The sequence below is a fragment of the Roseovarius aestuarii genome (assembly GCF_019966515.1).
Taxonomy (GTDB): Bacteria; Pseudomonadota; Alphaproteobacteria; order Rhodobacterales; family Rhodobacteraceae; genus Roseovarius; species Roseovarius aestuarii.
The window spans coordinates 1-2,667 of the sequence record NZ_JAIMIB010000054.1 but is presented as its reverse complement, the minus strand read 5'-3'; the positions used below and the strand labels follow the sequence as shown (position 1 = coordinate 2,667).

Annotated in this window: 2 protein-coding genes and 2 pseudogenes; all 4 read left to right on the top strand. The window is 44.9% G+C overall.

Annotated elements, in window-relative coordinates:
* Nucleotides 1-438: pseudogene (locus LC334_RS22930) on the top strand (MFS transporter); the annotation flags it as partial.
* Nucleotides 439-499: 61 nt separating this feature from the next.
* Nucleotides 500-751, top strand: a pseudogene (locus tag LC334_RS22925) (integrase core domain-containing protein); the annotation flags it as partial.
* 203 nt (nucleotides 752-954) lie between these two features.
* Nucleotides 955-1,587 carry an acyl-homoserine-lactone synthase gene (locus LC334_RS22920; RefSeq protein ID WP_085801733.1) on the top strand — a complete coding sequence of 211 codons (633 nt, stop codon included), beginning with the start codon at nucleotides 955-957 and terminating at the stop codon, nucleotides 1,585-1,587.
* A gap of 330 nt (nucleotides 1,588-1,917) precedes the next feature.
* Entirely contained in the window at nucleotides 1,918-2,145 is a 228-nt protein-coding gene (locus LC334_RS22915) for a hypothetical protein (protein WP_139836479.1), read from the top strand.
* The last annotated feature ends 522 nt before the right edge of the window (nucleotides 2,146-2,667 follow it).

Genomic DNA, 2,667 nt, shown 5'->3' with positions numbered 1-2,667 from the left:
ACTGCCGGCGTCGGCTTGGTGCTGTCAGTGATGTGGCTGACTTTCTCCGGCTTAAGTACTCTGTTGCGAAACATGGTCGACAGCCCGCATATCAGGACGATTATGATTGCTGCGCCGCTCCTCATCATCGCCGGATTTCCGCTTTCATACTATAACGAGAACCTCTTTCTCGTCATCTTGTCGTCGGTTCTTGTCGGTTCGGGTTTGGCGTGCAGCAATGCGCCGTCAACGCAATTGGTCCTGAGGTTCGCACCGAAGGGGATGAGCGCAGTCTCGACAAGCTTGGACATCACCTTTGCAAGGCTCGGCGGCATTGCGACGGTTGCCATACTCGCAGAGATGGAGTTTGGATATGCCGTCCCCGCGATTTGTGTTTCGTGTCTCGTCGCAGCCTTCTGCGCGCTGACGGCAAGCAAGGGACTCGCTGACTACACTTGATTTCCGGACTAATGCCGATGCCCATTGTGCGTGTAATAGTGTAGCGCCGCAAACCCTTGGCTATACGCATGGTCGGCTCCAAACCTGGGCTGAGAAGTTCGGGATTGGCTTGATATACATCCAACCAGGCAAGCCGCAGCAAAACGCCTATGTCGAGCGATACAATCGAACTGTCTGGACAGAATGGCTCGGCTGACAACACTTCAACAGCATCGAAGAGGTGCAGGATCACGCCAAACGCTGGCTCTGGACCTGCAACAACGAAAGACCAAACATAGGGATCGGAGGAATGACCCCGATACAGAAACTGAAAGCAACCCGCCCCTCTAATAATGGGGGATCATCTTCGTTTGCTACTCAATCCTTCAAATATATCCGATCGGTGTTGAATTTGGACAGATTTACAACTTGTTCACCGATGTTTCCAAATCCTAAAGCTACCGAACCTTCGGTCAGGATATAATTATTAATAATCAGAGACTTTCCACTTGCAGTAGTAAACTCGAGAGGAAACCAATGATCCGCTTTCTAAAATCATCGGACTTGCAACAACATCATGTATTAAGAAAAACCATGTTCCAAGATAGAGCATTTCAGTTTTCAACTAGGCTGCAATGGGATGTAGAAGTAAACGACGAGGGTGAAGAGCTAGACGAATATGACTCCTTGGATCCTGTCTACGTGATTGTACAGTCAGAAAATGGCCAACATCAGGGTTCTATGAGACTGTTACCTACTATTGGCCGAACTATGGTTAACGATCATTTTAGCGATGTTACCGGCGGGATTATCTTCAGAAGTAGACTTATGTGGGAATGCAGTCGTTTTTGTGTTTCCAAGGCAGGTAATCGGAAAACGGCACCAAAGCTCTTGGCTGCGGGAGGAAAATTCTTACAAGAATTTGGAATACAAAACTTGATTGGGGTTTTTGATCAGAAAATGGAGAGGGTCTATCGAGTTCTTCGAACCAGTCCGTTTGTTGTTGGACAGAAAACTTACGGGGCTGAAACGATAGGGGTCGGTCTCTGGCAGTTTAACGAAGACGTCTATTCTGAGCTTCTCAAATTGGCCAATATGTCTCAAATGGAGATGGAGCTTTTCTTTGCCAATTCAAAATTCGAGAAGAAACAACTGGCGACTGCTGTATGAATGTAAGTTACTCATCAGGACTCTCTTAGTACGCTTCGACTCTGTTTGATATTTAGTCTCGCCGTATTTTCCCCCAAAAAGTTAGAGAACTTTTTGGGGGATATTTTTTCAGTAGTTCTAAGTTGATCAGTTTAGTGGGTGATGTCCTTCACCAGTTGCCATTTTTAAGGAAAAAAGTTAAGTATTAGATAACTTTTTCTCATTGAGTAATATCATTAACTTTCTGCGCTCTAGTACGGTAATTAGTTATTGTATTTTGTTTCCTCGTGATCGCTCAAAGATTCGCCAGACATAGAAAACAATGTTGTTGTTCAACGAAAATTAGTTTTGATGATTGATATTGCGAAAATGTTATTCCAATTCCGTATATGTCATAATCTTCTGCTTGCTGACCAAGCACAAGGCTGGGTTGTGGCAGACTCGGAAATTTCTGCACGCAACATTCTTGGCTGCATAGGTGTTCACCTTGAAAAACGAACTATGCTTGAAATCGAAGGAGCTCCTAGCGGAACAGTATTTTTAACAGTTGGTGTTCTTAACTCCGAAAACCCTGATTGAATATTTTACCAAGCCACTATCGTTCACAAGCCCCAGCCACTCAGCGACAGTGGCTGGGAGTACATCTCCAGGGAGCTTAGGTGTTGGAAGAACAAGAGATGAGTCACATTCGATGTGCGCAGAACCATCCGCAATCACAAGGAGATATCGATCGCTGACACCATACTTTCAAGAACCACATATGCTGGAATACAAAACTCGCAGGTGGCCGGCGGCTCCACTATCACAACAGCAATTACTACTACCAAAGTATCGAAAAACTGACAATCTCGGTCGTCTGCTTCCAACCTCAGACCCAGAATTAAGATTAAGATACAGATAATCCATAAATGCCACCTGCCTTAGCAACAGAACACAACCAAATATTGAAACAATAAAGAGTTTGGTCCTCACAAGCCGATTAAAAGATCATATTCCAAACCATTTGATGACGGATAAGCGGGACACATAATACAGGCGGGATAACGCCGATTTTATCAGCTGTGTTCCAAGCTTAAGAAATCATTAGGGTTTTGTTAAGAA